The sequence below is a fragment of the Zhongshania sp. genome, from assembly GCF_041584495.1.
In the GTDB taxonomy this organism is placed as follows: Bacteria; Pseudomonadota; Gammaproteobacteria; order Pseudomonadales; family Spongiibacteraceae; genus Spongiibacter.
Window position 1 is genome coordinate 1 of sequence record NZ_JBFHDY010000208.1, and the last position, 3,183, is coordinate 3,183.

General features: G+C 50.0%; 4 protein-coding genes. All 4 read right to left on the reverse strand.

Annotation, left to right across the window (positions count from 1 at the left end; all coding sequences use genetic code 11):
* Positions 1–121 (reverse strand): GTP-binding protein (locus ABYP33_RS18090; RefSeq protein ID WP_373092644.1); only part of this gene is annotated, 121 nt, incomplete at its 3' end.
* A 30-nt stretch (positions 122–151) separates the two neighbouring features.
* Positions 152–2,260 (reverse strand): elongation factor G, encoded by a 2,109-nt coding sequence (fusA, locus tag ABYP33_RS18095; RefSeq protein WP_373092642.1) that lies wholly within the window; start codon positions 2,258–2,260, stop codon positions 152–154.
* Positions 2,261–2,293: 33 nt separating this feature from the next.
* Positions 2,294–2,764 carry a 30S ribosomal protein S7 gene (rpsG, locus tag ABYP33_RS18100; protein WP_008248375.1) on the reverse strand — a complete coding sequence of 157 codons (471 nt, stop codon included), beginning with the start codon at positions 2,762–2,764 and terminating at the stop codon, positions 2,294–2,296.
* A 110-nt stretch (positions 2,765–2,874) separates the two neighbouring features.
* Positions 2,875–3,183: 30S ribosomal protein S12 (gene rpsL / locus ABYP33_RS18105; RefSeq protein WP_373092643.1), on the reverse strand; the 309-nt coding region annotated here is incomplete at its 5' end.

Sequence of the window (3,183 nt, forward strand, 5' to 3'; positions counted from 1 at the left end):
CATACACTTCCGCACACACACGGGTCAGTGCTGCAGTCAGCGTGGTTTTACCATGGTCAACGTGACCGATGGTGCCCACGTTCAAGTGGGGCTTATTACGTTCAAACTTTTCCTTTGCCACAATATATTCCTCGCATAAAGGTTTTAAAAATTAAGCTCTGTTTTTAGCCATGATCTCTTCGGTAACATTACGCGGCGCTTCAAAATACTTTTCGAATTCCATCGTAAATGTCGCCCGCCCCTGGGTTGCACTGCGCAAATCGGTTGCATAACCGAACATCTCTGCCAGTGGTACCTCGGCATTAATAACCTTGCCAGACAGACATTCATCCATGCCCAAGATTATGCCGCGACGACGGTTTAGATCGCCAACGACGTCACCCATGTTTGCCTCAGGGGTAACAATCTCTACTTTCATAATGGGTTCAAGCAAGACCGCACCGCCCTCTTGAGCGAGCCGTTTTGTCGCCATAGAGGCGGCAACCTTAAACGCCATTTCATTAGAGTCCACGTCATGGTAGGAGCCATCAAATGCGGTCGCCTTAAGTCCCAACAAGGGATATCCAGCTAACACGCCATTTTGCATTTGCTCAGCAATACCTTTTTCAATTGCAGGGATGTATTCCTTAGGAACCACACCGCCAACAATCTCGCTGACAAACTCAAGTCCTTCGGCATTTGAATCTTCACCTGGTTCAAAACGAATCCAGACGTGACCAAACTGACCACGACCACCAGACTGACGTACAAACTTACCTTCAATCTCACAGGTATTGCGAATCGCCTCGCGGTAGGCTACTTGCGGCTTACCAATATTCGCCTCAACACTAAACTCGCGACGCATACGGTCGACAAGGATATCGAGGTGCAACTCACCCATACCAGAGATAATACACTGACCGGTTTCTTCGTCAGTTTTGACCCGGAAAGACGGATCTTCCTGGGCCAACTTACCCAAGGCAATACCCATTTTTTCCTGATCCGCCTGAGACCGCGGCTCCACCGCCACTGATATTACCGGCTCAGGAAACTCCATACGCTCAAGCACGATGACATTATTCGGATCACACAGCGTGTCCCCCGTCGTCACGTCCTTCAAGCCGATAGCCGCAGCAATATCACCCGCCCAGACCTCTTTGATCTCCTGCCTATCGTTGGCGTGCATTTGCACCATACGACCGACACGCTCTTTCTTACCCTTTACCGAATTAATAATCGCCGTACCACTTTCCAGCTTGCCGGAATAAACCCGAAAGAAAGTCAGGGTACCCACGAAGGGGTCAGTCGCGATCTTAAATGCCAACGCCGAAAAAGGCGCATTATCATCTGCTTCGCGGGTGGCGAGCGTTTCATTCTTATCGTCGAGCGTACCTTCAATGGCCTTAACTTCGGTCGGCGAAGGCATATACTCAACAACGGCATCAAGCATTGCCTGAACACCTTTGTTTTTAAAGGCTGAACCACCGAACACCGGAATAATTTCGTTAGCCAATGTACGCTTGCGAATACCGGCCTTGATCTCTTCCTCGCTTAACTCACCACCTTCAAGATACTTTTCCATCATCTCGTCGCTCGCTTCAGCAGCAGCCTCGACCATGTACTCGCGCATTTTTTCACACGCAGACACCATCTCAGCAGGAATCTCTTCGTATTCGAAGGTCATACCCTGATCAGCTTGATTCCAGATAACGGCTTTCATTTTGATGAGATCAACGACGCCCCGAAACTCTTCTTCGCTACCGATCGTCATCTGCATTGGCACAGCGACCGCACCCAAGCGGGTACGCAACTGCTCAACGACCCGAGTATAATTAGCGCCCATTCGATCCATTTTGTTCACAAAGACCAAACGGGGCACTTCATACTTATTAGCTTGGCGCCAAACAGTTTCGGTTTGAGGTTGCACACCAGACGAACCACACAAAACCACCACGGCACCATCGAGCACCCGCAGCGACCGCTCAACTTCTATGGTGAAATCAACGTGCCCCGGGGTATCGATAATATTGATGCGATGCTGCTCAAATTGCTGCTGCATGCCAGACCAAAAACAGGTGGTCGCAGCAGAGGTGATAGTAATACCACGCTCCTGCTCTTGAGCCATCCAGTCCATGGTCGCAGCACCATCATGAACTTCGCCGATCTTGTGCGACATACCGGTATAGAACAACACCCGCTCTGTCGTCGTCGTCTTGCCCGCGTCAACGTGGGCACAGATACCAATATTGCGATATCTTGAGATAGGCGTTTTACGTGCCACTATGCTTCCCCAATTAAACTCTGGTGTAACTTCTTAGAAGCGGTAATGGGAGAACGCTTTGTTAGCTTCAGCCATGCGATGCACGTCTTCACGCTTCTTAACCGCAGAACCTTTACCCTGCGATGCATCGATAATCTCACCAGCCAAACGCTGACGCATAGATTTCTCGCCACGGCCACGAGAGTAATCAACCAACCAACGCATAGCCAAAGCAGTACGACGACTAGGACGAACCTCTACAGGCACCTGATACGTGGCACCACCAACTCGGCGAGACTTAACCTCGACCATAGGCGCGATGTTTTCTAGGGCTGTATCGAAAGCCTCTAGCGGATCTGTATTCAGGCGCTCTTTAACCAAGTCCAAAGCTCCATATACGATGCGCTCTGCAACTGATTTTTTACCACTGACCATTACGTGGTTCATAAACTTGGCCAGGGTCAGGTTGCCAAATTTAGGATCTGGCAGTATTTCTCGCTTAGCGGCGACGCGTCTTCTTGGCATATCTCTATCTTCCTTTGTCTTCAGGTAAATCCAAACACCGGGTCGCCCTTACAGCGATGAGACGATGGTTTGGCCTTACTTAAGGTCTGTTTAAGTAGCGTTAAATCGAATTACGATTTAGGACGCTTAGTACCGTATTTAGAACGAGCTTGCTTACGGTTGTTAACACCGGATGTATCTAGGCTGCCGCGAACAGTGTGGTAACGCACACCAGGCAAATCCTTTACACGGCCGCCGCGGATCAGCACTACGCTGTGTTCCTGCAGGTTGTGGCCTTCACCACCGATGTAAGATGAAACTTCAAAGCCGTTAGTCAAACGCACACGACATACTTTACGCAGTGCCGAGTTAGGCTTTTTCGGGGTAGTGGTGTAAACACGAGTACATACGCCGCGACGCTGTGGACATGCCTGCAATGC

Excerpts from the sequence above, each read along its gene's own strand:
- rpsG (WP_008248375.1), bottom strand. The coding sequence starts at position 2,764 with ATGCCAAGAAGACGCGTCGCCGCTAAGCGAGAAATACTGCCAGATCCT.